The sequence below is a fragment of the Flavobacterium notoginsengisoli genome, from assembly GCF_014207905.1.
Classification (GTDB): Bacteria; Bacteroidota; Bacteroidia; order Flavobacteriales; family Flavobacteriaceae; genus Flavobacterium; species Flavobacterium notoginsengisoli_A.
Map to the genome: position 1 here is coordinate 1 of NZ_JACHLB010000002.1, position 23,920 is coordinate 23,920.

Annotated in this window: 23 protein-coding genes and 1 rRNA gene; 7 read left to right on the top strand and 17 right to left on the bottom strand. The window is 32.3% G+C overall.

The window, feature by feature from the left end:
* Together rrf and pafA are read left to right on the top strand one after the other, a co-directional pair.
* Positions 1–91, top strand: a 5S ribosomal RNA gene (rrf, locus tag HNP35_RS06850); the annotation flags it as partial.
* 248 nt (positions 92–339) lie between these two features.
* Positions 340–1,959, top strand: coding sequence for an alkaline phosphatase PafA (gene pafA, locus HNP35_RS06855; RefSeq protein WP_184159747.1), 1,620 nt, complete (start codon positions 340–342; stop codon positions 1,957–1,959).
* Positions 1,960–2,071: 112 nt separating this feature from the next.
* Here the strand turns inward: pafA and ald are convergent, their stop codons facing one another.
* A complete protein-coding gene (gene ald, locus HNP35_RS06860) occupies positions 2,072–3,190 on the bottom strand; it encodes an alanine dehydrogenase (protein ID WP_184159749.1) in 1,119 nt (372 codons plus the stop codon).
* 200 nt (positions 3,191–3,390) lie between these two features.
* Between ald and HNP35_RS06865 the strand changes: the two genes are divergently transcribed.
* A complete protein-coding gene (locus tag HNP35_RS06865; RefSeq protein WP_008467950.1) occupies positions 3,391–3,849 on the top strand; it encodes an Lrp/AsnC family transcriptional regulator in 459 nt (152 codons plus the stop codon).
* Between the two features lie 62 nt (positions 3,850–3,911).
* Here HNP35_RS06865 and HNP35_RS06870 read toward each other — a convergent pair whose 3' ends face one another.
* Positions 3,912–5,360, bottom strand: a complete 1,449-nt coding sequence (locus tag HNP35_RS06870; protein ID WP_184159751.1) for a glyceraldehyde-3-phosphate dehydrogenase — start codon at positions 5,358–5,360, stop codon at positions 3,912–3,914.
* A 223-nt stretch (positions 5,361–5,583) separates the two neighbouring features.
* Positions 5,584–6,984 carry a trypsin-like peptidase domain-containing protein gene (locus tag HNP35_RS06875; protein WP_184159753.1) on the bottom strand — a complete coding sequence of 467 codons (1,401 nt, stop codon included), beginning with the start codon at positions 6,982–6,984 and terminating at the stop codon, positions 5,584–5,586.
* A 326-nt stretch (positions 6,985–7,310) separates the two neighbouring features.
* On the opposite strand from HNP35_RS06875, the gene HNP35_RS06880 reads away from it, so the two are divergent.
* The 3 genes from HNP35_RS06880 to HNP35_RS06890 all read left to right on the top strand — a co-directional run bounded on the left by HNP35_RS06880 (position 7,311) and on the right by HNP35_RS06890 (position 10,019).
* Positions 7,311–7,844, top strand: a complete 534-nt coding sequence (locus HNP35_RS06880; protein WP_184159755.1) for a GNAT family N-acetyltransferase — start codon at positions 7,311–7,313, stop codon at positions 7,842–7,844.
* A 10-nt stretch (positions 7,845–7,854) separates the two neighbouring features.
* On the top strand, positions 7,855–8,895 hold the full coding sequence (gene mltG, locus HNP35_RS06885) for an endolytic transglycosylase MltG (RefSeq protein ID WP_184159757.1): 1,041 nt from the start codon (positions 7,855–7,857) through the stop codon (positions 8,893–8,895).
* A gap of 482 nt (positions 8,896–9,377) precedes the next feature.
* Positions 9,378–10,019: a peptidoglycan-binding protein LysM gene (locus HNP35_RS06890; protein WP_184159759.1), complete on the top strand. Its 642-nt coding sequence runs from the start codon at positions 9,378–9,380 to the stop codon at positions 10,017–10,019.
* A 138-nt stretch (positions 10,020–10,157) separates the two neighbouring features.
* On the opposite strand, the gene scpA is transcribed toward HNP35_RS06890, so the two are convergent.
* The 11 genes from scpA to dnaA all read right to left on the bottom strand — a co-directional run bounded on the left by scpA (position 10,158) and on the right by dnaA (position 20,899).
* Complete coding sequence (gene scpA, locus HNP35_RS06895; RefSeq protein ID WP_184159760.1) at positions 10,158–12,299, bottom strand: methylmalonyl-CoA mutase; 2,142 nt, start codon at positions 12,297–12,299, stop codon at positions 10,158–10,160.
* Positions 12,300–12,340: 41 nt separating this feature from the next.
* A complete protein-coding gene (locus HNP35_RS06900) occupies positions 12,341–13,705 on the bottom strand; it encodes a methylmalonyl-CoA mutase subunit beta (protein ID WP_184159762.1) in 1,365 nt (454 codons plus the stop codon).
* A gap of 14 nt (positions 13,706–13,719) precedes the next feature.
* Positions 13,720–14,052 carry an FtsB family cell division protein gene (locus tag HNP35_RS06905; RefSeq protein ID WP_184159764.1) on the bottom strand — a complete coding sequence of 111 codons (333 nt, stop codon included), beginning with the start codon at positions 14,050–14,052 and terminating at the stop codon, positions 13,720–13,722.
* 102 nt (positions 14,053–14,154) lie between these two features.
* A complete protein-coding gene (udk, locus tag HNP35_RS06910; protein WP_008467967.1) occupies positions 14,155–14,763 on the bottom strand; it encodes a uridine kinase in 609 nt (202 codons plus the stop codon).
* Between the two features lie 251 nt (positions 14,764–15,014).
* Entirely contained in the window at positions 15,015–15,896 is an 882-nt protein-coding gene (locus tag HNP35_RS06915; RefSeq protein ID WP_008467969.1) for an SDR family oxidoreductase, read from the bottom strand.
* A gap of 76 nt (positions 15,897–15,972) precedes the next feature.
* Entirely contained in the window at positions 15,973–17,100 is a 1,128-nt protein-coding gene (locus tag HNP35_RS06920) for a methionine aminotransferase (protein WP_184159766.1), read from the bottom strand.
* Positions 17,101–17,158: 58 nt separating this feature from the next.
* Complete coding sequence (locus HNP35_RS06925) at positions 17,159–17,617, bottom strand: energy transducer TonB (RefSeq protein ID WP_184159768.1); 459 nt, start codon at positions 17,615–17,617, stop codon at positions 17,159–17,161.
* A 139-nt stretch (positions 17,618–17,756) separates the two neighbouring features.
* On the bottom strand, positions 17,757–18,200 hold the full coding sequence (locus tag HNP35_RS06930; protein WP_184159770.1) for an energy transducer TonB: 444 nt from the start codon (positions 18,198–18,200) through the stop codon (positions 17,757–17,759).
* A gap of 19 nt (positions 18,201–18,219) precedes the next feature.
* On the bottom strand, positions 18,220–18,933 hold the full coding sequence (locus HNP35_RS06935; RefSeq protein ID WP_184159772.1) for an SAM-dependent methyltransferase: 714 nt from the start codon (positions 18,931–18,933) through the stop codon (positions 18,220–18,222).
* Between the two features lie 62 nt (positions 18,934–18,995).
* The gene (locus HNP35_RS06940; protein ID WP_184159774.1) at positions 18,996–19,463 is read right to left on the bottom strand and encodes a low molecular weight protein-tyrosine-phosphatase; all 468 of its coding nucleotides are present in this window, start codon (positions 19,461–19,463) and stop codon (positions 18,996–18,998) included.
* Between the two features lie 8 nt (positions 19,464–19,471).
* On the bottom strand, positions 19,472–20,899 hold the full coding sequence (gene dnaA, locus HNP35_RS06945) for a chromosomal replication initiator protein DnaA (protein ID WP_057116951.1): 1,428 nt from the start codon (positions 20,897–20,899) through the stop codon (positions 19,472–19,474).
* A gap of 188 nt (positions 20,900–21,087) precedes the next feature.
* Between dnaA and HNP35_RS06950 the strand changes: the two genes are divergently transcribed.
* Positions 21,088–21,492, top strand: coding sequence for an acyl-CoA thioesterase (locus HNP35_RS06950; protein ID WP_111289216.1), 405 nt, complete (start codon positions 21,088–21,090; stop codon positions 21,490–21,492).
* Positions 21,493–21,523: 31 nt separating this feature from the next.
* Here the strand turns inward: HNP35_RS06950 and HNP35_RS06955 are convergent, their stop codons facing one another.
* The 3 genes from HNP35_RS06955 to ribD are packed head-to-tail and all read right to left on the bottom strand — an operon-like array spanning position 21,524 to position 23,812.
* The gene (locus HNP35_RS06955; protein WP_184159776.1) at positions 21,524–22,156 is read right to left on the bottom strand and encodes an IMPACT family protein; all 633 of its coding nucleotides are present in this window, start codon (positions 22,154–22,156) and stop codon (positions 21,524–21,526) included.
* 11 nt (positions 22,157–22,167) lie between these two features.
* On the bottom strand, positions 22,168–22,770 hold the full coding sequence (locus HNP35_RS06960) for an HAD family hydrolase (RefSeq protein WP_184159778.1): 603 nt from the start codon (positions 22,768–22,770) through the stop codon (positions 22,168–22,170).
* Positions 22,763–23,812 (bottom strand): bifunctional diaminohydroxyphosphoribosylaminopyrimidine deaminase/5-amino-6-(5-phosphoribosylamino)uracil reductase RibD, encoded by a 1,050-nt coding sequence (gene ribD / locus HNP35_RS06965; RefSeq protein WP_184159780.1) that lies wholly within the window; start codon positions 23,810–23,812, stop codon positions 22,763–22,765. The genes HNP35_RS06960 and ribD overlap by 8 nt, the downstream gene beginning before the upstream one ends.
* Between the last annotated feature and the right edge of the window lie 108 nt (positions 23,813–23,920).

Below are 23,920 nucleotides of genomic sequence, written 5' to 3' on the forward strand. Positions count from 1 at the left end.
GGGCTCACCTCTTCCCATCCCGAACAGAGAAGTTAAGCCCGCCTGCGCAGATGGTACTGCAGTTATGTGGGAGAGTATGTCGTCGCCTTTCTTTTTGGAATCCTCATCATTTATTTGATGGGGATTTTTTGTTTTGTACCCTTTTTGCTTTTAGTGCAGAGAACACGTGGATTTAGCTTATAGTCGAATCTACTTTGACGGAAACATTTTCTGCAATTACTTTCAGATTTGCTACGTTCAATTTTTGTTAAATTATAGTGAATTGTCTGTCTTAGGTATCAATACTTTAGAATTTTCGAATTTGAATGAGTATTTTTGTGTTTAAATTATTTATTAAACATGAAGAAAAGTATTTTACTGCTTGCACTTTTTATTATTACAAGTTTAAGTGCGCAACAACGTCCCAAATTAGTTGTAGGTATAGTTGTCGATCAAATGAAAATGGAATATTTATATCGTTTTTCAGATGATTTCTCTCCAAATGGTTTTAAAAGATTGATGAATGATGGTTTTGTTTTTCAAAACATGCATTATAATTATATGCCAACTTATACAGCACCGGGGCATGCTTCAATTTATACTGGTACTACTCCTGCTACCCATGGAATTGTAGGCAACGAATGGTTCAGTAGAACTCTAGGTAAAGAGATGTACTGTACAGACGATGCAGGTGTAAAAACGGTAGGAGATGGTACTGCCGAAGAAGGGGCAATGTCTCCTAAAAATCTTCAAAGTACTACAATAACAGATGAAGTTCGTATGGCTACAAACTTTAACGGAAAAGTTATCGGAATGAGTTTGAAAGATCGTGGCGCAATTTTACCTGCTGGACATTTTGCTAATTGGGCTTTTTGGTACAGTAAAACAGGAACGTTTATTTCGAGTACTTTTTACGGTGAAAAATTACCTCAATGGGTGTCTGAATTCAATAACGAAAAAAAATACTTAAAATACATTAATAAAGGTTGGGATTTGTCTAGACCTGCTTCTGTTTATAATGAAAGCCTTCCAGATAATAATCCTTATGAGGGTAAATTGTATGGAAGTGCTGCTCCAGTTTTTCCGTACGATTTAAAATCAATGTATGAGAAAAATGATGCTGGTGTAATTCGTGCAACTCCTTTTGGAAATGATCTTTTAGCTGAGTTTGCTAAGAGAGCAATTGAAAAGGAAGAGCTAGGTAAAGATAATATTACTGATTTCTTAACGGTAAGTTTTTCTTCTACAGATTATGTAGGTCATTTACTTGGTCCAAGATCTATGGAATTACAGGATACTTATTTGAGATTAGACGAAACAATTGCTGACTTTTTAAATTATTTAGACAAAACGGTTGGAAAAGGCAATTATTTACTTTTCTTAACAGCTGATCATGCTGGAGCGGAAAATGTAATTTATTTGAAAGATCGTAAATATAATGTAGATAATTATCCTTCAAAAGAAGTTAAGAAAAGTTTACAGGATTTTTCGACAAAAACTTTTGGAGTTGATTTAATTCAGAATTATTCAAACTTTAATGTTTTTTTTAATAAACAGATCATAAAAGACAAAGGTTTAGAATTGACTAAAGTAAAACAAGCTTTTAAAGAATTTCTAATTTCACAGCCACAAGTAAAAAAGGTATATACAGAAGAAGAAATTTTGGCTAATGCAGGAAATGATTATTCTTTAAATTTCGTTGCTAAAGGATATGATGTTACCCAAAATGGAGATTTAGTAATTGTTGATAAACCTGGTGATATCGAATATTCAACTACAGGAACTTCACACGGAACAATTTACAGCTATGATACACATGTTCCTGCTATTTTTTATGGATGGCACATTAAAAAAGGTGAATCGTATGATAAAAAAGCGATTACCGAGATTGCACCAACAATAGCTCAAAAAATTAAAGTTACTTTTCCTAATGGAACTGAAGCTAAAGTAATGACTGAGGTTTTGGATCAGAAAAAATAAAATTAAACCTGTCTTCTTTTAGACAGGTTTTTTTTATGTAACAAAAAAAAAGGCTTTTCAGTTAAGAAAGCCTTTTTAATAGTGACTGTAAGCACTTATTTGAGTAGTAGCACTATGCGTTTGCTAATACTATTTCTTCGTTAAAAGGAAGATTCCAAGCTTCAGCAACTCCTTTGTAAAGGATTTTTCCGTTAGCTACATTTAATCCTTTTTTCAATTCTTCATTTTCTGCACATGCTTTTTCCCATCCTTTATTCGCTAATTGTACAGCGTATGGTAAAGTTGCGTTTGTTAAAGCTAAAGTAGAAGTGTAAGGAACAGCTCCAGGCATATTAGCTACACAATAGTGAACAATATCATCGATAATAAAAGTTGGATTTTCGTGTGTTGTAGGAGTACAAGTTTCGATACATCCTCCTTGGTCTACAGCTACGTCAACAACAACAGTACCTGGACGCATTAATTTAAGCATATCACGTGTAATTAAGTGAGGTGCTTTTGCTCCTGGAATTAAAACTGCTCCAACAATTAAGTCAGCTTCTTTGATAGCTCTTGTAATGTTGTAGTGGTTAGACATCTCTGTGTTTACGTTTGCAGGCATAATGTCATCTAATTGACGTAAACGAGGTAAGCTTAAATCCATAATTGTTACCTGAGCTCCTAAACCTGCAGCCATTTTTGCAGCTTGCGTTCCTACGATTCCTCCTCCTAATACTAATACTTTTGCTGGTGGAACACCTGGAACACCACCTAAAAGAATACCTCTTCCTTTCAATGGTTTTTCAAGGTATTTTGCTCCTTGCTGAATTGCCATACGACCTGCAACTTCAGACATTGGAACCAACAATGGTAAGCTTCTATCTGTTTTTTCAACTGTTTCGTAAGCTAAACAAACAGCTCCTTTTTCTAACATTGCATGTGTTAATTCTTCAGAAGATGCAAAGTGGAAGTAAGTGAATAATAATTGATCTTTTTTGATTAGTGGGTATTCAGAAGCAATTGGCTCTTTTACTTTGATAATCATTTCTGCAATTGCATAAACATCTTCAATAGTTGGTAAAACTACTGCGCCAGCTTCAGTATATTCTTCGTCAGCAAAACCACTTCCTAAACCAGCAGTCGCTTGAACATAAACAGTATGGCCGTGTTTTTTCATTTCTGATACACCAGCAGGAGTTAATGCAACTCTGTTTTCATTATTTTTAATTTCCTTTGGAACACCTATTATCATTTTGTTATATTTTTTTGTTTTATTGAAATTGTTTTTACAAATCTACAGATAGAGAAGAAATTATGGTTTAATGCTTGATAAATAAGAAAATATTATTTTATTTTTTACTTTTACAGAAAAATTTTCTTTTTGAAGTCAAGAAATATTCTTCAAAAAGAAAAAAAGACTGAATTTGATCATTTTAATAAAACGTTTTCGTTATGGCTTTAGATGAAATTGACAAGAAAATCTTACGTCTTTTGCAAGAAGATGCGCATTATACTTTAAAGGATATTGCAAACAAAATAAATTTGTCACTGACTCCTGTTCATGATAGAGTGAAACGTCTTGAAAAAGATGGAATTATAGAAAAATATGTCACTCTTTTGGATAAGAAAAAATTGGGCAATAATCTAACAGTTTATTGTCAGGTCACCTTAACTAAACAGACTTATGATACCTCGGAAGGATTTAATCAGTCGATTCTAAATCTGCCAGAGGTTGTGGAGTGTAATTATGTTTCAGGGAATTTTGATTATATGCTTAAAATTATAATTCCTGATATGGAAAGCTATCATCATTTTCATCAAAAGAAATTATCTGTTTTGCCTGAGGTTTCTTTAATCAATACCGTTTTTGTAATTTCCGAAGTTAAAAGTACTACGGTTTTGCCAATTTAAATCTATAAAAAAAACCACCAAGAAGTCTTGATGGTTTTTAAATAGTAGTTAGTTTGGTTGAATTAATAATAAGTATAACGTCTTACCTTGGCAATATATTTTGCTAAACGAATTACTTGATGGCTATAACCATATTCATTATCGTACCATATGTAGAGTACAATGTTTTTGCCGTCTTTAGAGACAATTGTTGCATTACTGTCATAAATTGCTGGGGCAGAAGTTCCCACAATGTCAGATGATACAAGTTCGTTGTTTAAAGAATATTTTATTTGCTCTACTAATTCGCCTTCAAGAGCATATTTCTTCATGATTTTATTAATTCCAGCGATAGATGTCGCTTTTTTTACGTCTAAGTTTAAAACAACTAATGATCCATTTGGAACTGGAACACGAATAGCATTAGAGGTTAATTTTCCTTCTAATGATGGCAGTGCTTTTGCAACAGCACTTCCGGCACCTGTTTCCGTAATGACCATATTTAGAGCTGCCGCTCTTCCGCGACGGTATTTTTTATGCATATTATCGACCAAATTTTGGTCATTAGTATAAGAATGAATGGTTTCTAAATGTCCTTTAGTAACTCCTAAAGTATCTTCGATTACTTTTAAAACTGGTGTGATCGCATTTGTTGTACAAGATGCGGCAGAAAAAATGTCAATTTCATCTGGATTGTAATCGTTCTGATTTACTCCATAAACTATATTTGGAACGCCTTTACCTGGAGCTGTTAATAGAACTTTTTCGACCCCATTAGATTTCAAATGCCTTTTTAAAGCTTCTTCAGTTGTGTAGGCACCAGTATTATCAATTAGTAAAGCATCATTAATTTCATATTGAGTATAATCTATTTCCTCTGGAGAATTTGCTGTAATTATATGAACTGTGGTTCCATTTATAATTAAAGCATTGTTTTTTGGATCAGCAATTACCGATCCGTGAAAATCACCATGAATGGAATCGTAACGCAAAAGAGAAGCTCGTTTCTCTAGAGTAGTTGCGTCATTTTTATCGCGCGTCACGATAGCTCGAAGACGCAGTTGGTTTCCTTTTCCGGTTTTCGACATTAGCTCTCTTGCTAATAATCGTCCAATTCTTCCAAAACCATAAAGGATGACATCTTTTGGGTGAATTTCTTTTGATGATTTTGCCTTTTTTAATTTTTCGATAACAAAATATCTTGCATCGGGATATTTTTCGTCTTCTAAACCATATTCGTAGGTTAATTTACCAAGATCAATTTTCGCAGGCGGAAGATCTAAAGATAAAACCACTTTTGCGATTTCAACAGAGTCAAAAATTGTGATTGGTTTGCCAACAAATTCGCCGGCATATTGATGAAGGTTGATAATATCGCTGACATTTTTATCTAATAGCTGGTTTTTAAATAAAACCATTTCTATCGATTTATCATACCATAAATCACTAATAATTTTGATTAATTCGACACCAGCTCTTCTTCGGTCGACTTGTAATGATACCTCTTTTTGGTACAAAGATTTGTTGTTCATAATGGATTAATTGAAATAATAAAACACTCACTTATTTTATAATTTGGCGCAAAAGTATCTATTTCAATCGATTTCGTAAACTATTTTAGCATTTATTTTTAAAAATGAAAAAGCCACCTTAAATTTCTTAAGATGGCTTTTTTATAAGTTTTCAGTAGCAGTCACAGTATTCAGTCTTTAAAGCTGAAAACTGTGACTGAAAACTGTGACTAAATCTATTGGCTTAAATAATTATTCTAAAAACTTCTCCGTTTCTATTGATCATTTCGATTCGAACACTTTGTCCTTCATCTTTTTTGCTCAATAGTTTTGAAACAGTTTCAACATTTGTAGCTTTTACATTATCAATGCTAAGAATAATATTTCCTTGTAATTCATTTTGGTATTGCATCAAATTCTCATTCGTGATATTCTTGATTTTTACACCATAATCAATTCTGAATTTTTTCTTATCCGCAGCATCTATATTTTCTAATTCGATTCCTTTGAATTCGGCGCTGTAAAACTCATTTTTACTTAAAGTAACTGGAACTGTTTTCGTTTTTCCATCTTTAATATAAGTTACTTTTACCACATCATTTGGACGTTTTGTATTGATATAACCTGATAAATCAGCATAAGTAGAAATATTCTGGTCATCCAACTTTATGATGATATCACCTTTGCCTAAACCAGCTTTTTCTGCGCCAGAATTTTTAGAAACTCTATTGATGTAAAAACCTTGTGTTTCTGTTACGCCTAATTCTTTAGAAGCAGTTGCGTTCAATTCTCCTCCTTCAACTCCTAAAATTCCTCTCTGTACATTTCCATACTCCATTATGTCTTCGATAATTTTTCTGGCGATATTAGATGGAACCGCAAAAGAATAACCAACATAAGAACCTGTCATAGAAGAAATCATAGTATTAATACCAATTAATTCTCCTCTAGCATTTACTAACGCTCCACCGCTATTACCTGGGTTTACAGCTGCGTCAGTTTGAATGAATGACTGAATGCCACTTTGATCTAAATTTCTGGCTTTAGCTGAAACAATTCCGGCAGTAACAGTTGAAGTTAAATTATATGGATTACCAACCGCTAAAACCCATTCTCCCACTTTTACACTGTCGGAGTTTGCAAAAGCAGTGTAAGGAAGTTTTTCGTCAGCATTGATTTTTAACAATGCAATATCCATTTTAGAATCTGTTCCAATAAGTTTTGCCTTGTATGATTTTTTATTGTTTAAAGTAATTTCAATTTCTGTAGCATCTTTAATCACGTGATTATTAGTAACAATATACCCATCTTCAGAAATAATTACTCCAGAACCAGTTCCTACTTGTTCTTGTTGTTGCTGGCCTCCATATCCATAGAAAAACTCAAGCATTGGGTTGCTTACAGTTCTTCGGGAAACGTTCTTAACGTGAACAACAGTGTGGATTGTTTTGTCTGCGGCTTCGGTAAAATCGACTGTTTCAGCTCCTAAACCAACATTTTTTCCATAAGAGTTTGGGGCAAGAGTTACAACAGAATTTCCTTTTCCAAAAAAAGAATTGTTGCTTTCAAATAATAACTTGTAAGCACCAAGAGTAATAGCACCACTTAATAATGACACTAAAAATAAGGCTGAAAATCTTTTCATATTAAAATATGTAATTAAGTTATTAGAATTTATGTTCATGTTTTATTTAACGTAAAATTACTTCAAAAAATTATTTGTAAAAATGGTTTAACGCTCTTTAACAATGATTAACATTTCCTTAATTAATAGTTCGTATTTTTGTGTTTCAAAATATGTAAAATGTAGCTAGAGTTTTATAATTAATGACGTTGTTTGTAATAATTTAAGAATATTGTTGTTTTTAATTTATTCAAATACCTCTTTATTGATTGTATTTTGAAAGAAAATAAAAAGACTATTTACTTGTAAATTTCATTTTTGAATAAGGAAAAATATAAATATTGTAAATGATAACATTAAAAGGAGAATCAATTTATTTAAGAGCTCTTGAACCTCAGGATTTAGAGTTTATTTATGCTATTGAAAATGATCAGAATATTTGGGAAGTTAGTAATACACAAACGCCTTACAGTCGTTTTCTGATTAAACAGTATTTAGAAAATGCTCATCAGGATATTTATGAAGCAAAACAACTTCGTTTGGCAATCTGTCAAGACGAAGATTTTCCTGCGCTTGGATTGATCGATTTATTTGATTTTGATCCTAGAAATAATAGGGCAGGAATTGGAATTGTAATTCAAAAAGAGGAAAATAAAGGTCAAAATATTGGTTCTGAGGCTTTAGAGCTTTTGATAAAATATGCATTTTACAATTTAAATCTTCATCAATTATACGCAAATATAGGAGTAGAAAATGTAGCAAGTATCGCACTTTTTACTAAATTTGGTTTTGAGAAAATCGGAATAAAAAAAGATTGGATTTTGCTTCAAAACCACTATCAAGATGAAGCTCTTTATCAATTAATTAATAAACAAATTTAAATTTTAAGCTTTGAGTCTAAAGAAAATAATCACAATAAGTGCAGTGGCCATAATTTCAGTTTTATTGATTTATGGTTTTATTTTAATCAGTAAAATTTTTAGTTCTAATACTAAATTTGAGGAAAAAGAATTATACGTCTATGTTCCAACTGGCGCTAACTATTCAGATGTAAAAAAGATATTAGCTCCCTATGTAAAAAACTTTGACAATTTTGAATTAGTCGCTGAAAAAAGAGATTATCCAGAGAATGTAAAATCAGGTCGATTTCTTCTAAAAAAAGATATGAATAATATCGATTTGGTGAGAGCAATGCGTTCAAATGTTCCAGTTAAGTTGGTATTTAATAATCAAGAACGTTTAGAAAACTTTGCAGGAAGAATTGGTTCAGAAATCGAAGCTGACAGTTTGTCTTTAGTGAAAGCCATAAAAGATTCTACATTCTTAGCCGCAAACGGATTTAATGAAGACAACGTTTTTGCAATGTTCATTCCAAATACTTATGAAATCTATTGGAATACTTCTGCGGAGAAATTCCGTGATAAAATGATAAAAGAATATCACAATTTCTGGACAGAAGAAAGAATTGCTAAAGCAAAAGCACAAGGATTAACTCCTGTTCAAGCTACAATATTAGCTTCAATTGTTCATAAAGAATCAGTGAAGAAAGACGAAAGACCTCGTATTGCGGGTGTTTATTTAAACCGATTGCGTTTAGAAATGCCTTTGCAAGCAGATCCAACTGTAATTTATGCATTAAAGCTTAGAGATAATAATTTTGATCAAGTTATAAAAAGAGTTTTTTATAATGATTTGGTTATGAGATCTCCATACAATACTTATGTAAACAAAGGACTTCCTCCAGGACCAATTGCAATGCCTGATATTACTGCATTAGAAGCGGTTTTAAATCCTGAAAAGAACGATTATATCTATTTCTGTGCTAGTGTAGATCGTTTTGGATATCACGAATTTGCAGCAACTTTAGCGGAGCATAATGTAAATGCAAAAAAATATTCTGATTGGATTGCTAGTCAAGGTGTGACAAGATAAATTTTCAGTCCGAAAATATTTAAAAACCGAAGTCAATTTTACTTCGGTTTTTTTTATGTCTAATTTTTACAAGAAACTATTTTTGAGCTAAAATTTATCGAATTATTATTTTGGCTTTTTTTGAATGAAAAGTTTTTAAAATTTAAACTTTTTTTCATTTCAAATTTTATAAAATTCAAAAACTCATTTTCAAAATTGACATAAAAAAGACAGTTTCAATGTGAGTTATTTCTTTCTTTTTTAATGAATTTGCTTAAAATTTATATAAAATTGGATTTTTTTTGAACCAGATTTTCAATTTTTAAGGTTAAAAAAACGTTATTAAAATCTTTCGGAATCCATTAGTATAACTGGGATGAAAGCGAATCTTAGTTTTTCTTTGAAAATGTTAAAATGTTGGTTTATAGCATATTTTGAAAATGTCTTATCTTTGCACCGTAGAAATTTCAAGAGGGTGACAGCTTTTTGAAGAAAAACAATTTATGATAAAGAAATGGTATTTTTATGCGAGTTTAGTCGTTATTATTACATTTTTAAGTTTGGGATTTATTCCCTCAGAAAAAGAAACCAAACCTTGGTTTTTAATTGAAAAAACAGATGGAACAGAATACATTTTTCCATCAAAAGAAAAAGAGGATTATCCAAAAATCAGCAACGTCCCATACACAGGAAATCGTCTTATAGGATTTAAAGAAGCTGTAGCTTTTAAAGAATCACAAGGGAAATACAGATTAATCAATTCTCTTGGATACATGGGTAAATATCAATTTGGTTCTAAAGCTTTAAGAGCAATCGGAATTAATGATAATCAAGCCTTTTTAAAAGATCCTGCTCTACAAGAAAAAGCTTTTATGGCTTTATTAGCCAAAAACAAATGGATTTTACGTTACGAAATCGCAAAGTACAACGGTAAAATTATCAATGGTATCGAAATTACCGAATCTGGAATTTTAGCTGCAGCGCATTTAGGTGGTGCAGGTTCTGTAAAGAACTTTTTTAAAAACAAAGGAAGCAGACATTTTAGAGATGCTTTCGGAACTTCCTTAAAAAGCTATATGAAAGATTTTGCAGGTTATGATCTTTCTTTTATCGAGGCAGATTATAACGCAACAGTAAACGACTAAATTAAAAAAGGTTATTTCACATTTATGAAATAACCTTTTTTCTATTTAATGAGTCGTAAATTTAATGTGCAATCTTTAATTTTTTTTTCATCTTATCTATCGCGCTAACAACCGAAAACCGAGACTGAGACTGAAAACTTAATCTATTAAAGCTTCTAAGATTTTTATAGCAGCTTCGCTAATTTTAGTTCCAGGACCAAAAACCGCAGAAGCTCCTGCATCAAATAAGAATTGATAGTCCTGAGACGGAATTACTCCGCCAACAATTACCATTATATCTTCTCTTCCATGTTTTTTTAGTTCTTCTATTACTTGTGGCACTAATGTTTTGTGACCCGCGGCTAAAGACGAAACACCTAAAATATGCACATCATTTTCAACTGCTTGCTTTGCTGCTTCTGCAGGAGTTTGAAATAAAGGCCCAATATCCACATCAAACCCAACATCGGCATAACCTGTTGCAACGACTTTTGCGCCGCGATCGTGACCGTCTTGTCCCATTTTTGCAATCATAATTCTAGGACGTCTTCCTTCTTGTTTAGCAAAAACATCAGCTAGTTGCTTTGCTTTTTCAAAATTTTCGTCATTTTTTATTGCTGCACTATACACACCGCTAAAAGATTTAATTTGTGCTTTAAAACGGCCAAAAACAGTTTCTAATGCATTACTTATTTCACCAAGTGTTGCTCTATTTCTAGCGGCATCAATTGCAATTTCTAGTAAGTTGCCTTCTCCCGTTTGCGCACAAAGGATTAATTTTTCCAGTGAATGATTTACTTTTTCAGTATCTCGTGTTCTTTTTATTTCTTCCAGACGTTCTATTTGCTGTCTTCGAACCGATTGATTATCTACATCTAAAATATCTAACGGATCTTCTTTTTCTAAACGATATTTGTTTACTCCAACAATAATATCTTGCCCGCTGTCAATTCTTGCCTGTTTTCTTGCTGCAGCTTCTTCAATTCGAAGTTTTGGAATTCCAGCTTCAATTGCTTTGGTCATTCCGCCTAATTCTTCAACTTCTTCAATTAGTTTCCAGGTTTTGTCAACGATTTCATTTGTCAGACTTTCTACATAATAACTTCCCGCCCAAGGATCTACGGTTTTAGTGATTTTAGTTTCTTCCTGAAGAAATATTTGAGTATTTCTGGCAATTCTCGCAGAGAAATCTGTTGGAAGTGCAATAGCTTCGTCTAATGCATTGGTATGAAGTGATTGTGTTCCCCCAAAAACAGCTGCAGTGGCTTCTATACAAGTTCTGGCTACATTATTAAAAGGATCTTGTTCGGTTAAACTCCATCCGCTGGTTTGGCAATGTGTTCTTAAAGCTAAAGATTTATCACTTTTTGGATTGAACTGTGTTAGTAATTTTGCCCAAATCATTCGTCCCGCTCTCATTTTAGCAATTTCCATAAAATGATTCATGCCAATTGCCCAAAAGAAAGATAGGCGAGGAGCAAACTCATCAATAGTCATCCCTGTTGATAATCCAGTTCTAATATATTCTAAACCATCTGCTAAAGTATAAGCTAACTCAATATCTGCTGTTGCTCCAGCTTCCTGCATATGATATCCAGAAATAGATATCGAGTTGAATTTTGGCATTTTTTTGCTTGTAAATTCAAAAATATCAGCAATTATTTTCATCGAAGGAGTTGGCGGGTAGATATAAGTATTTCTAACCATAAACTCTTTCAGAATATCGTTCTGAATTGTTCCTGCTAATTTTTGTGGAGAAACGCCTTGCTCTTCGGCAGCAACAATATAAAAAGCCATAATTGGTAAAACGGCTCCATTCATAGTCATGGATACCGACATTTCATCAAGCGGAATCTGATCGAAAAGTATTTTCATATCTTCAACAGAATCGATTGCAACTCCTGCTTTTCCAACATCACCAACAACTCTTTCATGATCAGAATCATAACCACGATGCGTTGGTAAATCAAACGCAATTGAAAGTCCCTTTTGACCTGCTGCTAAATTCTTTCTGTAAAAAGCATTACTTTCTTCCGCTGTAGAAAATCCTGCATACTGACGAATTGTCCACGGACGTCTTACATACATTGTTGCATACGGACCACGTAAATTCGGTGCAAAACCAGCTCCAAAATCAAGAAATTCTAGCTCTTCTATATCCTTTTCAGAATAGTTTCTTTTGATTTCGATTCCTTCGGCTGTCGTGAAGTTTTGAGTTAAAGGTTCTGAGTTATGCGTCAGTTTATCTGACGTTTCACTTTTTACATCTAACTTTATATGTTTAAGGTCTTTTCTTATCATCGAGACACTTTATTTGAATTTGTAATTAATTACGTTCCAGATTATTCAAGTTCTAATCGCTCTTGCTCCATTTTCTCTGCCAATCTTTTTTCGATAATTGGTGTAATTAATGTTTTTCTTGGTTTGATTTTTACAAAAGGAAACAATTCTAAATCATGTTTCATTCGGTCTTCTTTGTTTGGATATTTATTTGTGCCTAAAAGAACTTCTTTTTTCGAATCAAAGAGTTCTTGTTCTTTATTGGCGCTTTCCTGTATTTTCTTTTTGATCGTGCCTTCATTTAAAAGTTTTAGGAAACCTCCATTGGCTTCAATTTCCTTAAATAAATTCAAACTTTTTTCAGCCAGTTGCATCGTCAAACTTTCGATATAATAACTTCCATCAGCTGGATTGTTTACTTTGTCAAAATAACTTTCATGTTTTAAAATCAAAAGCTGGTTTCGAGCTATTCGATCTCCAAACTCATTGTCTTTATGATATAAAGCATCGTAAGGTAAATTGGCAATTGCATCTGCTCCTCCTAAAATTGCCGACATGCATTCGGTTGTAGTTCGAAGCATGTTGACATTATAATCGTAAATTGTCTTATTTCGTTTGGTTGGCGTCACCAAAAAATGACATTTGATATCGGAATTATATTCTCCCGCAATTAAATCAAACAACATTCTAAGCGCACGAAGTTTGGCAATTTCAAAGAAATAATTGCTTCCAACCGAAATTTGAAAAACTATAGATTTTGTCTGATTCGAAAAACGATTCAAATATTCGTTTGTATGTGCTAGACTATATGCAATTTGCTGTGTAATATTGGCGCCCGAATTTTGATATAAACCTAAATCGACACTCAGCAGATTTAAATTTGTGGTATTTTTAAAAAGTAAAGCTAAAGTTTCAAAATTATTTTTTTCTGAAGTTGTAAACCAATTTCCTTCACGAGCCAATTTTCCGATTGGATCAAAATTACAGTAAAAAATGGCTTTTTTCTGAATCGAAATCGTATCTAATTTTTTAACGAAATCGATTGAGATAAAATTGAAATTAAAGTAAACGGTTTTGTTTTCTAAAGGAAGATTTTCCAATAGTTTTTGAACATCGATTTTATCATTTTGGATTGTAAAACGAAGGCTTTCTGCACCTCTTTCTAAAGTGTTTAAAGCTCTTTCAATAGATTTATCAACATCAAAAACAAAGATATTCTGGCAGATTTTAAAATCAGCAGCTTTAGTGTTTACAGTGGCAGCTTTAGAAAATTCGTCACTATGATAAAATGGTTTTACCTGAATGTCTTCTGGAGAATTCCATATAACAGTCTGGTTATAATCGGCTCCATCTAATTCAAACTGAATTTTTTGTTTCCATTGTTTGGATGAAATCGGATTAAAATCGTCGAATAGGTTAGTGGCCATTGTATTTTTATTGATTATTCTTTTTCTTGAATTGTGTCTCCTTCAAATTGAATGATATAGATATCTTCGCTGTCTTTTTTCATGAAATACTTTTCGCGGGCGTATTTCTCAATTTGTTCCGGATTTTTAAGCAATTTAATTTGCTCCTGATCTTTTTTGATTTCTTCCTGATAATATTTTTTATTATCCTGAAGTTCATTTATTTGTTCATCTAAGAAACGATGATCAAAATAAGAGTAATTGTCTAAAAATAACATCCAAACAATAAAAAAAAGTAAAACCCAAACGTATTTGTTGCCTAGGTATTTGAACCATTTTTTGTCTTTGTATGGATTTTTAAATTTCATAAAAGATAATTTCTTTTGAATTGTTTTTTTAGACGTTATAGAAAGCAACCCCGACATTGGTCGGGATGCTTATGATTTTATGGTTTAAATTTACAATAAAAATTATGAAATTCGCTGATTAATTACGGCACGAACGACATCAATTGCTACTGTATTGTATTTGTCATTTGGGATAATGATATCAGCAAAAGCCTTAGATGGTTCGATAAATTGCTCGTGCATAGGTTTTAAAGTTGTTTGGTAACGGTTTAAAACTTCATCGATGTCACGTCCGCGTTCTGAAATATCTCTTTTTAAACGACGAATTAATCTTTCATCTGAATCTGCGTGAACGAAAATTTTGATGTCAAACATATCGCGTAATTCCGGATTTGTTAAAATTAAAATTCCTTCCACAATCATTACTTTTCTTGGATGAGTTGAAACGGTATCATCGGTTCTGTTATGCTGAATAAAAGAATAAACAGGCTGATCGATTGTTTCTCCAGCTTTAAGAGCTTTTAAATGTTTTACCAATAATTCAAAATCAATTGCACGTGGGTGATCGAAATTGATTAATGCTCTTTCGTCAAACGATAAATTATCGGTTTGTTTGTAGTATGAATCTTGAGAAATTACTCCAACTTCTGTATCTGGTAATTCATTCATAATTTGGTGTACTACTGTAGTTTTTCCACTTCCTGTTCCTCCTGCAAGTCCGATAATGAGCATAAAATTTTTATTTGATATTTGTTACGCAAAAATAATAATTTAACTGAATTGCTAAACATGTAATGTAATTTAACCATATAAGTAATGTAAGTAAATTTAAGCAATCAGATTTTTAAACATTTTTTTACTTCATTGAACTTATATCACTTATATGGTTAAAAAGCATAAAAAAATCCCGAAAGTAAACCTTCGGGATTTCGTGCAATCAGTATAGTTTTAAAAAATATTCTGAATTTAGTAAGCACTTGTAATTATTTATTCTTTTTTGCTTTTATCATCATTTCAAGCTGATCCCAAAGTTCTTCTGGAATTGCTTCTAATAAGTTGAATTGTCCTGCGCCTTTTAGCCATTCACCACCATCAATCGTAATTACATCTCCGTTGATGTAAGATGAAAAATCAGAAACTAGATAAGCTGCTAAATTTGCTAATTCTTGGTGGTCTCCAACTCTTTTTAATGGCACTTTTTTAGCCATGTCGAATTTTTCTGAAAGATCTCCTGGCAATAATCTGTCCCAAGCTCCTTTTGTAGGGAATGGTCCTGGTGCAATTGCATTAGAACGGATTCCATATTTGGCCCATTCTACAGCAAGGCTTCTTGTCATGGCTAGAACTCCAGCTTTTGCCGTTGCGCTAGGAACTACATAAGCAGATCCTGTCCAGGCATAAGTTGTTACTATATTTAAAATCGTTGCCGAAGTTTGTTTGGTATCAATCCAGTGTTTTCCAAAAGCAAGTGTACAGTTTTTAGAACCTTTTAATACGATATCAATAACAGTGTCAAATGCATTTGCAGATAATCTTTCTGTCGGCGAAATAAAATTTCCTGCCGCATTGTTTAAAAGAACGTCAACTTTGCCAAAAACTTTCAAAGTTTCTTGAAGCATATTTTCAACCTCTTCGTAATGACGAACGTCACATTGCAAAGGAAGACATTTGCCTCCAGTCTGGCTTTCCAGTTCAGCAGCTGTAGTTTTTAACTTTTCTAAATCTCTAGAAGTTATCGCTACTTGAGCTCCTAATTCGAGAAAATATTTGGTCATGGCTTTGCCTAAACCGCTTCCGCCGCCTGTAACGACAATGACTTTGCCTTTTAAAGCATCATCACGCAACATTTTATCTGTATAGCTCATACTTTTTCTTTTTTTGCAATATTAATTAAATAAAATAGGATGCACGCATAATATTGTTATAAAATTTCAAAAAATTTTATATTTGACATATTTTTTTTGCTGCGGACTCTAAAGTAAAGTCATCTTTCGCAAAACAAAAACGGATTAATTTCTGGTCTTTATGATCCGAATAAAAAGTAGAAATCGGAATAGCTGCAACGCCATGATTAATAATTAAGTTTTTGCAGAAAGTCACATCGTCTTCATCTGAAATAGCTGCATAAGACGCAACTTGAAAATAAGTTCCTTCGCATGGTTTTAATTCAAATCGGCTGTTTTGAAGCAGTTTCTGGAAATAATCTCGTTTTTCTTGATAGAATTTCCCAAGTAGATTTACATTAACAACATCTAAATATTCGCTGATAGCAAATTGTGAAATACTGTTTACACTGAAAACTAAAAATTGATGTACTTTTTTGATTTCTTTCATTAAATATTCAGGTGCAATGGTATAGCCAATTTTCCAGCCTGTAATATGAAATGATTTTCCGAAAGAGGAAACGGTTACGCAGCGGTCTAAAAGAAAACTTTTGGTGTGTGCCGAAATGTGTTTTTCTTCAAAAGTGATGTATTCATAAACTTCGTCAGACAATATAATAATGTCAGGATATTTTTCAAGAAGATTTTTTAACTGAATAAAATCGTTTTCAGTTAAAATTTTCCCCGTCGGATTATGCGGATTATTGATGATCATCATTCTGGTTTTGGCCGAACAAGCTTTTTCAATTCTTTCCCAATTTGGAGTATAATCATCGTTTAAGGCAACTCGAACAGGTTTGGCTTTACATAATAAAACAGGAGATTCATAAGAATCGTAACTCGGATCGAGAATAATTACTTCGTCATTTTCTTTGACTAAAGCTAGAATTGTAGTAAAAATTCCCTGAGTTGCTCCAGCAGTAACCAAAAGTTCTGTATCAGGATTTATTATTCTGTTATAAGAATCCTGAGTTAGTTTTGCAATTTTGTTCATCAACGGAGGATAGCCTGCCATTGGAGTATATTGGTGAACGTTTTCCTTTGCTAATCTTGAAACAATATCGGTTAATCTTTCATCAACAGGAAAGTTTGGAAATCCTTGCGAAAGATTTATAGCATTGTATTCTACTGCCATTTTTGACATTATCGTGAAAATGCTTGTGGTTACGTTTGGTAGTTTGCTCATGATAAAGTTTGGTTAGTAGAACTTGTGAGTACAATTTAAGACAAATTTTATTGAATAATTACTTTAAGAAATTATTTATAGAAATTGGTAATGAATACAAAGTTCTAACCACAATGTTGTTTTGTTTTCCAGGAATCCATTTAGGAGATGTTTTTAAGACTCTAATAGCTTCAGATCCAGTTCCGAAACCAATATCTCTTAATACTTTAATGTCAGTTAATGAACCATCTTTTTCTATTATAAAAGTCAGATATACGTTTCCTTTAAGCGTTTTATCTTTTGGGTTTTTGTAATTTTCTTTAATAAAACGATCTAACGCATCTTTTCCTCCGGGAAAAGAAGGAAGAATTTCTAGTCCGGCAGTATTGTAGACATGATTTTCATCAATAATAACTTCTTCACTTTTGTAATTTTCTAAATTGTCTTTTAAGTTATCTGGAGTTATCTGGTTTTTTTTAGATTGAGAAAACACACTTTGAGAAAGACAAATTAAAATCAGAATTAAAAACTTTTTCATGATTATGAGATATGAATATTAAACCCAGTTGTCATTTTTGTCGTCATTAAAAAAAAAACGTTTTATCATTAAATTTTGAAACATGCTAACCTAAAAAAAAGTGTATTGAGCGTTTTTTTTGGAATTAAAAAACAGAAATTTAGTTTGGATTATTTGGAGGTATAGGTATCGATAAATAATATAGTACTCTAACAAGTCTGTGGTTATGCGTTCCTGGGATCCATTTTGGAGATTTTTTCAAAACACGAATTGCTTCTGCTCCTGTATCGTAACCAATATCTTTGGTAACATTTATGTTGCTTAATGTACCGTCTTTTTCTACTATATAATTTACTTCAACTGTTCCTTTTACCTGAAGTTCTTCGTCTGGATACCTTGTGTTATTGCTGATAAATTTTTGAAATTTCTTTAACCCTCCCTCAAATTCAGGTTTTACATTTACAGCATCTATATTGTAGACTTTATTTTTATCTACATTTTGAGATTCTTTATTTATGGCTGGTTTTGTGGTTGTTGTTTTGGAAGTCTGTGCGCAAATTGTTTGTGCGAAACAAATTAAGATTAGAATTGTTAACTTTTTCATATGCATTTAGATAGTAGGTTTACATTTTATGAATAATAAAAATAGTTGGACGTTTGTCAATGTCTATTTTTAATTTTTTCCAATCAGCTACTTTTAAAGTTTTAATAAATTCTGTTGGCAAAGTAATATCTGTAGCAATGCAAAGATGAGTTGCAGGACTTAAAATCTGTAAAAGATCTTCAATCAGTTTATTATTTCTGTATGGTGTTTCAATGAATAATTGCGATTGATTTTTATCGTAAGATAATTTCTCGAAATGACGAATTGCCGATTTCTTCTCGTCTTTATCAATTGGTAAATAACCATTGAAAGTAAAGCTCTGACCATTCATTCCAGAAGCCATCATAGCCAATAAGATAGAAGAAGGTCCGACCAAAGGCACAACCTGAATTCCTCTTTCGTGCGCCAGTTTTACAATTACAGCACCAGGATCAGCAACGCCCGGACATCCTGCTTCACTCATTAAACCCATATTTTTTCCTTCCAATAAAGGTTTTATGAATTCTAAATGCTCGTGCGTTTCAGTTCTTTTATTTAAAGTAAAGAGAATCAATTCTGATTGTTTTTTTTCTGGATAAACTGCTTTTATCGATTTTCTAGCCGTTTTATCATTCTCAACAATATAATGGTCAATAACTTCTATGGTTCTTCTAACAGTTTGCGGTAAAACATCCATCGGATCGCTTTCGCCCATTGTAGTAGGAATTAAATATAATTTTCCGAGAAGTTTCATGTGTGGAAGTATTTAAAATTAAAAAATTCAATCATTTCATATACTGAAATAATTGAATTGTATTATGCGTGTTTTTTGATTAGTTTTTCTGCTATCAAATCGGTTACTTCGTCCAACATTTGGTATACGTTGGTAAATCCGTTTGATGCTCCGAAGTAAGGGTCTGGAACGTCGACATTTTCGTCTGGAAATAATTCGTTCAAAATTAAATGAACTTTTTGCTTGTGTTCAGGAGTTTGAGCAAGATGATTTACATCATTAAAATTGGAATTGTCCATGACATAGATGTAGTCAAATTCGTCAAAATCGGCAACTTTGATTTGTCTGCCTTTTTGTTTGCTAATGTCGATGCCGTTTTTTCGAGCTACTTCAATCGAACGTTTGTCAGGACAATGGCCAACATGCCAAGAACCTGTTCCTGCAGAATCTACAAAGAATTTGTCTTTAGGTAATTTAGAAGCTAAAATTCCTTCTGCTAAAGGAGATCTACAGATATTTCCTAAACAAACCATTAAGATTTTTACAGGCATGAGATGTATTAAAGCGTTAGTTTTTTATTGATGTCTTCAACAAATTTTTTAAATTGTTTGTCCGTAGAAACTAAATTGTCAACCGTTTTGCAAGCATGAAGAACAGTAGCGTGATCGCGATCTCCAATTTGCGAACCAATATTAGCTAAAGAAGCTTTTGTAAATTTCTTTGCAAAAAACATAGCCAATTGTCTTGCCTGAACCACGTGCCTCTTTCGAGTTTTAGATTGAAGCGTTTCGATGTCCAATTGGAAATAGTCTGAAACGATTTTTTGGATATAATCGATTGAGATTTCTCTCTTTACGTTTTTAACAAATTTCTCTACAACGCTTTTTGCCAATTCAATTGTAACCTCTTTTTTATTGAAAGAAGATTGAGCAATTAACGAAATAATAGCGCCTTCAAGTTCTCTAACATTGGTTTTAATGTTACGAGCTACATATTCTAAAATATCTTCTGGCATTTCTACACCGTCACGATATAAGATGTTTTTTAAGATCGAAATACGAGTTTCGTAATCAGGCTGATGCAATTCTGCAGACAATCCCCATTTAAAACGAGATAATAATCTTTGTTCAATATCCTGCATATCTACAGGAGCTTTGTCTGAAGTTAAGATTACTTGTTTTCCGTTTTGGTGCAAATAGTTGAAAATATGGAAGAATACATCCTGAGTTCCAGATTTTCCAGATAAAAATTGAACGTCGTCAATAATTAAAACATCAATTAATTGGTAAAAGTGAATGAAATCATTACGATTATTCTTTTTTACCGAATCAATATATTGTTGTGTGAAAATCTCAGCAGAAATATATAAAACCGTTTTTTCAGGATATTTATCTTTTACTTCTACGCCTATAGCATGCGCTAAGTGTGTTTTACCTAAACCAACTCCTCCAAAAATCAATAACGGATTAAATGAAGTTCCTCCTGGTTTGTTAGCAACAGCCATACCCGCAGAACGAGCCAAACGGTTAGAATCTCCTTCTAAGAAATTATCAAAACTGTAGTTCGGATTTAACTGAGACTCAATTTTTAAATTTCTAATTCCAGGAATTACAAAAGGATTTTTTAATTCAGGATTTAAGTTTTTAAATGGAGCATCAACTTCTTGAGGTTTCATCGGAACTCTATTAGAACTTGGCAGCTGCTCGGTAAACGGCTGTTTATTTCCATAAGTGTTCTCCATTTTAATTTTATAGAGTAACTTTGCGTTTTTTCCCAGTTCTTTGGTTAGCGCAACTTTCAACAATTTTACGTAATGCTCTTCGAGCCATTCGTAGAAAAATTTACTTGGAACTTGAATATATAACGCGTTATCGGTTAGCTCAACTGATTTGATTGGTTCAAACCAAGTTTTATATGCTTGGTCTTGAATATTATCCTTTATAAAGGACAAACAGTTTTCCCATACCGATTGAGCAGTTTTAGTCATAGATTCAGATAAATTTTTTATTATTGTTATAAAGATTCTCTTAATAAATTAAGAGCAATTTTATTCCGTATTTCGGGATAACAAATATGTGAACAAATTTCTGTAAAAAAAAATATTTTGGTATCTAATTTTATAAAAAAAAGTTGTAATAAGGCTTTTTAAATTCGAATTTTTTTAATATTTTATCAATGAAAAATCACCAGACTCAAGTGCGAGTTCGTTACTCCGAAACAGACCAAATGGGAGTCGTTTATCACGGAAATTATGTGCCTTATTTTGAAATTGGACGCGTGGAATGGCTTAGAAATAAAGGAGTTTCGTATAAAAGCATGGAAGAAAGCGGAATTGGACTTCCGATTGTAAATATGAATATAAATTACAAAAAGTCGGCGAGATATGACGAACTTTTAACAATTCATACCACTTTCAAAAGTCATTCATCTGTTAAGATTGAATTCGACTGTGCAATCTATAATGAGGCAAATGAGTTATTAACAACTGCGACGTTTATTTTAGTATTTGTAGCGTTAAAAACAGGTCGTCCAACTGCCCCTCCAGATTATATTTTGGAAATATTTAAATCGCTTGAATAATTGTTAAAATGAATAAGATTTTGATGTTAATTTATATTAATTTAATATCAATTTCGAACATTAAATCAAAAATGCTGAACACTGTTTCGGCATTTTTTTTTCGCGTTTTTATCGTGATTTTACCAATTGGTAAGCCTGAAATTTCATCCATTTCCATTTCCTGAGATGTTATTTCTAGTTTTTTTTCTTTGATAACGCGCATTACTTTATTCATATTTTTGTAGTCAAAAGAAATTAAATATTCAACATCTATTGTTTTTTCGACAATTTCACAAACATCTAGTGTCAATTGAGCGGTTGTTCGATAAGCCGAAATTAAACCGCCCACACCTAATTTTACTCCTCCAAAAATTCGAACGACTACAACAAGAACGTTCGTTAATCCAAAAGATTGTATTTGTCCGTAGATTGGTGCGCCTGCTGTATTGCTGGGTTCGCCATCATCATTGGCGCGATAAGAAATTTTGTTTCCAACTCCCAACTGATAGGCATAACAATAATGCACAGCATGAGGATGCAGTTTTTTAAGGTCTTCTATAATTGGTTTTACTTCATCTTCATGATCTATCGGAAATGCATAGCCAAAGAATTTACTGCCTTTTTCCTTAAACAGTATTTCTTCAGATGCAGTTGCAATAGTTTGATAAGTATCATTAATTTCCAAAAGCAGTATTCTTAAAGTATATTTTTTTTATAAAGATCAATTACATCTTCTTTTCCAACTTGAAGATTCCAAACTTTTATTCCTAAAGCGGCAGCACTATCTGTATTTTCTTTTTTGTCATCAACAAATAAAGTGTTTTCAGCAATCAGATTATTTTCTTCAAGAACAAATTCATAAATTTTTGGATCTGGTTTTCTCATTCCGATATCAAATGAAAAATATACTTTTTCAAAACAATTGTAAAAATCTTTGTAGAAAGAAACGCCACTTTTCTGTTCAAAAGTGTTGATGTGAATAGAATCGGTATTGCTTAGTAAAAACAAACGGTATTTTTTAGCTAATTCTTGAAGGAATTCTAAACGGTAAAATGGAAAATCGGCCAAAATAGCATTCCAAGCTTTTAAAATTTCTTCTTCAGAAGCGTTTGGGAGCTGTTTTTTGAAGCCTCCAATAAAATCTTCTGGTGAAATTGATCCTGTTTCAAAAGAAAGATTTAATTGATCCAATTCAGTATTCCATTCTGTCATTCCTAATTTTTGTAAACCAGAAATTGTCGCAGGTTTATCTAAATTGATAAAAATATCTCCAAAGTCAAAAATTATTGCATCAATCATAATTTCTAAATTGTATTAATTCGTCGCTTGAAATGTTGGTTTTTATAATGTTTTTTCTTGAAATAATTGGGGCTTTTGTTCCAGATTGAAAACTTGTTTTTCCGATAAAAATACGAGCTTCGTCCCAAAAATTTTCATCTATAAAAGATTGAATTGTTTGTCTTCCGCCTTCAATTATTATGGATTGAATTTGATTTTGATATAAAACATCTAAAATCTGAGGAATGATATTTTGGTTAAAATCAATTGCTTCAAAGGTTGTGTTTTCGGTGGATGATTTTAAATTTCCATTCGAAAAAATAATAGTTTTAACAGAATCATCAAGAACGAAACTATTTTTGTCAATTCTGTTGTTTCGATCTATAATTACTCGAACAGGATCATTTCCGCTCCAATCTCTCGCATTCAATTTCGGATTATCATCTGCAACAGTTTGTGTGCCAACTAAAATGGCTTGTTCTTCTGTTCTCCATTTATGAACCAATTGTCTAGAATATTGATTTGTAATCCAAATTGGCTTTCGATCTTGATCAATAACTTTTTCAGGAGATAAAAAGCCGTCTTGACTTTCGGCCCATTTCAAAATGATATAAGGTCTCTTTTTCTGATGAAAGGTAAAGAAGCGCTTATTCAGTTCGTTGCATTCATTTTCCAAAACGCCGACAGTAACATTTGCACCAGCTTCAATTAGTTTTAGAATCCCTTTTCCTGCTACTTTTTCGTTAGGGTCAACCGTTCCGACAACAACATTCGGAATTTCATTAGCAATGATCAAATCACAACACGGAGGTGTTTTTCCAAAATGACTGCAAGGTTCTAAGCTTACATAAATAGTAGCTTTTTTTAGTAATGATTTGTCTTTTACAGAACGAACCGCATTAACTTCTGCATGAGGTTCTCCTGCTTTTTTATGCCAGCCTTCGCCAATAATCTGATTTTCGTAAACAATTACGCTTCCAACCATTGGATTCGGATACGTGTTTCCGAGCCCATTCTGTGCTAGTTCGATACAGCGTTTTATGTATTTTTCATGTATATTCACAGTGCAAAAGTAATTATTTTTGATTTTTTTGTCTAATGTTTAGGCTTAAGTTGTGAAACAATCCAAATAGTTATGATACTATCAGAAAAGTATTTTTATTTTTGTAAA

What these genes read in the sequence shown, in the direction of transcription:
- HNP35_RS06880 (WP_184159755.1), top strand. Translation starts at nt 7,311, where the DNA reads ATGATAACATTAAAAGGAGAATCAATTTATTTAAGAGCTCTTGAACCT.
- HNP35_RS06905 (WP_184159764.1), bottom strand. Translation starts at nt 14,052, where the DNA reads ATGAAATTTAAAAATCCATACAAAGACAAAAAATGGTTCAAATACCTA.
- HNP35_RS06865 (WP_008467950.1), top strand. Translation starts at nt 3,391, where the DNA reads ATGGCTTTAGATGAAATTGACAAGAAAATCTTACGTCTTTTGCAAGAA.
- ald (WP_184159749.1), bottom strand. Translation starts at nt 3,190, where the DNA reads ATGATAATAGGTGTTCCAAAGGAAATTAAAAATAATGAAAACAGAGTT.
- HNP35_RS06960 (WP_184159778.1), bottom strand. Translation starts at nt 22,770, where the DNA reads ATGATTGATGCAATAATTTTTGACTTTGGAGATATTTTTATCAATTTA.
- HNP35_RS06935 (WP_184159772.1), bottom strand. Translation starts at nt 18,933, where the DNA reads ATGAAACTTCTCGGAAAATTATATTTAATTCCTACTACAATGGGCGAA.
- HNP35_RS06915 (WP_008467969.1), bottom strand. Translation starts at nt 15,896, where the DNA reads ATGAGCTATACAGATAAAATGTTGCGTGATGATGCTTTAAAAGGCAAA.
- udk (WP_008467967.1), bottom strand. Translation starts at nt 14,763, where the DNA reads ATGCTCATTATCGGACTTGCAGGAGGAACAGGAAGTGGAAAAACTACA.
- HNP35_RS06950 (WP_111289216.1), top strand. Translation starts at nt 21,088, where the DNA reads ATGAAAAATCACCAGACTCAAGTGCGAGTTCGTTACTCCGAAACAGAC.
- pafA (WP_184159747.1), top strand. Translation starts at nt 340, where the DNA reads ATGAAGAAAAGTATTTTACTGCTTGCACTTTTTATTATTACAAGTTTA.
- HNP35_RS06920 (WP_184159766.1), bottom strand. Translation starts at nt 17,100, where the DNA reads ATGAGCAAACTACCAAACGTAACCACAAGCATTTTCACGATAATGTCA.
- HNP35_RS06930 (WP_184159770.1), bottom strand. Translation starts at nt 18,200, where the DNA reads ATGAAAAAGTTAACAATTCTAATCTTAATTTGTTTCGCACAAACAATT.
- HNP35_RS06890 (WP_184159759.1), top strand. Translation starts at nt 9,378, where the DNA reads ATGATAAAGAAATGGTATTTTTATGCGAGTTTAGTCGTTATTATTACA.
- scpA (WP_184159760.1), bottom strand. Translation starts at nt 12,299, where the DNA reads ATGATAAGAAAAGACCTTAAACATATAAAGTTAGATGTAAAAAGTGAA.
- HNP35_RS06925 (WP_184159768.1), bottom strand. Translation starts at nt 17,617, where the DNA reads ATGAAAAAGTTTTTAATTCTGATTTTAATTTGTCTTTCTCAAAGTGTG.
- HNP35_RS06870 (WP_184159751.1), bottom strand. Translation starts at nt 5,360, where the DNA reads ATGAACAACAAATCTTTGTACCAAAAAGAGGTATCATTACAAGTCGAC.
- dnaA (WP_057116951.1), bottom strand. Translation starts at nt 20,899, where the DNA reads ATGACTAAAACTGCTCAATCGGTATGGGAAAACTGTTTGTCCTTTATA.
- HNP35_RS06900 (WP_184159762.1), bottom strand. Translation starts at nt 13,705, where the DNA reads ATGGCCACTAACCTATTCGACGATTTTAATCCGATTTCATCCAAACAA.
- HNP35_RS06875 (WP_184159753.1), bottom strand. Translation starts at nt 6,984, where the DNA reads ATGAAAAGATTTTCAGCCTTATTTTTAGTGTCATTATTAAGTGGTGCT.
- HNP35_RS06940 (WP_184159774.1), bottom strand. Translation starts at nt 19,463, where the DNA reads ATGCCTGTAAAAATCTTAATGGTTTGTTTAGGAAATATCTGTAGATCT.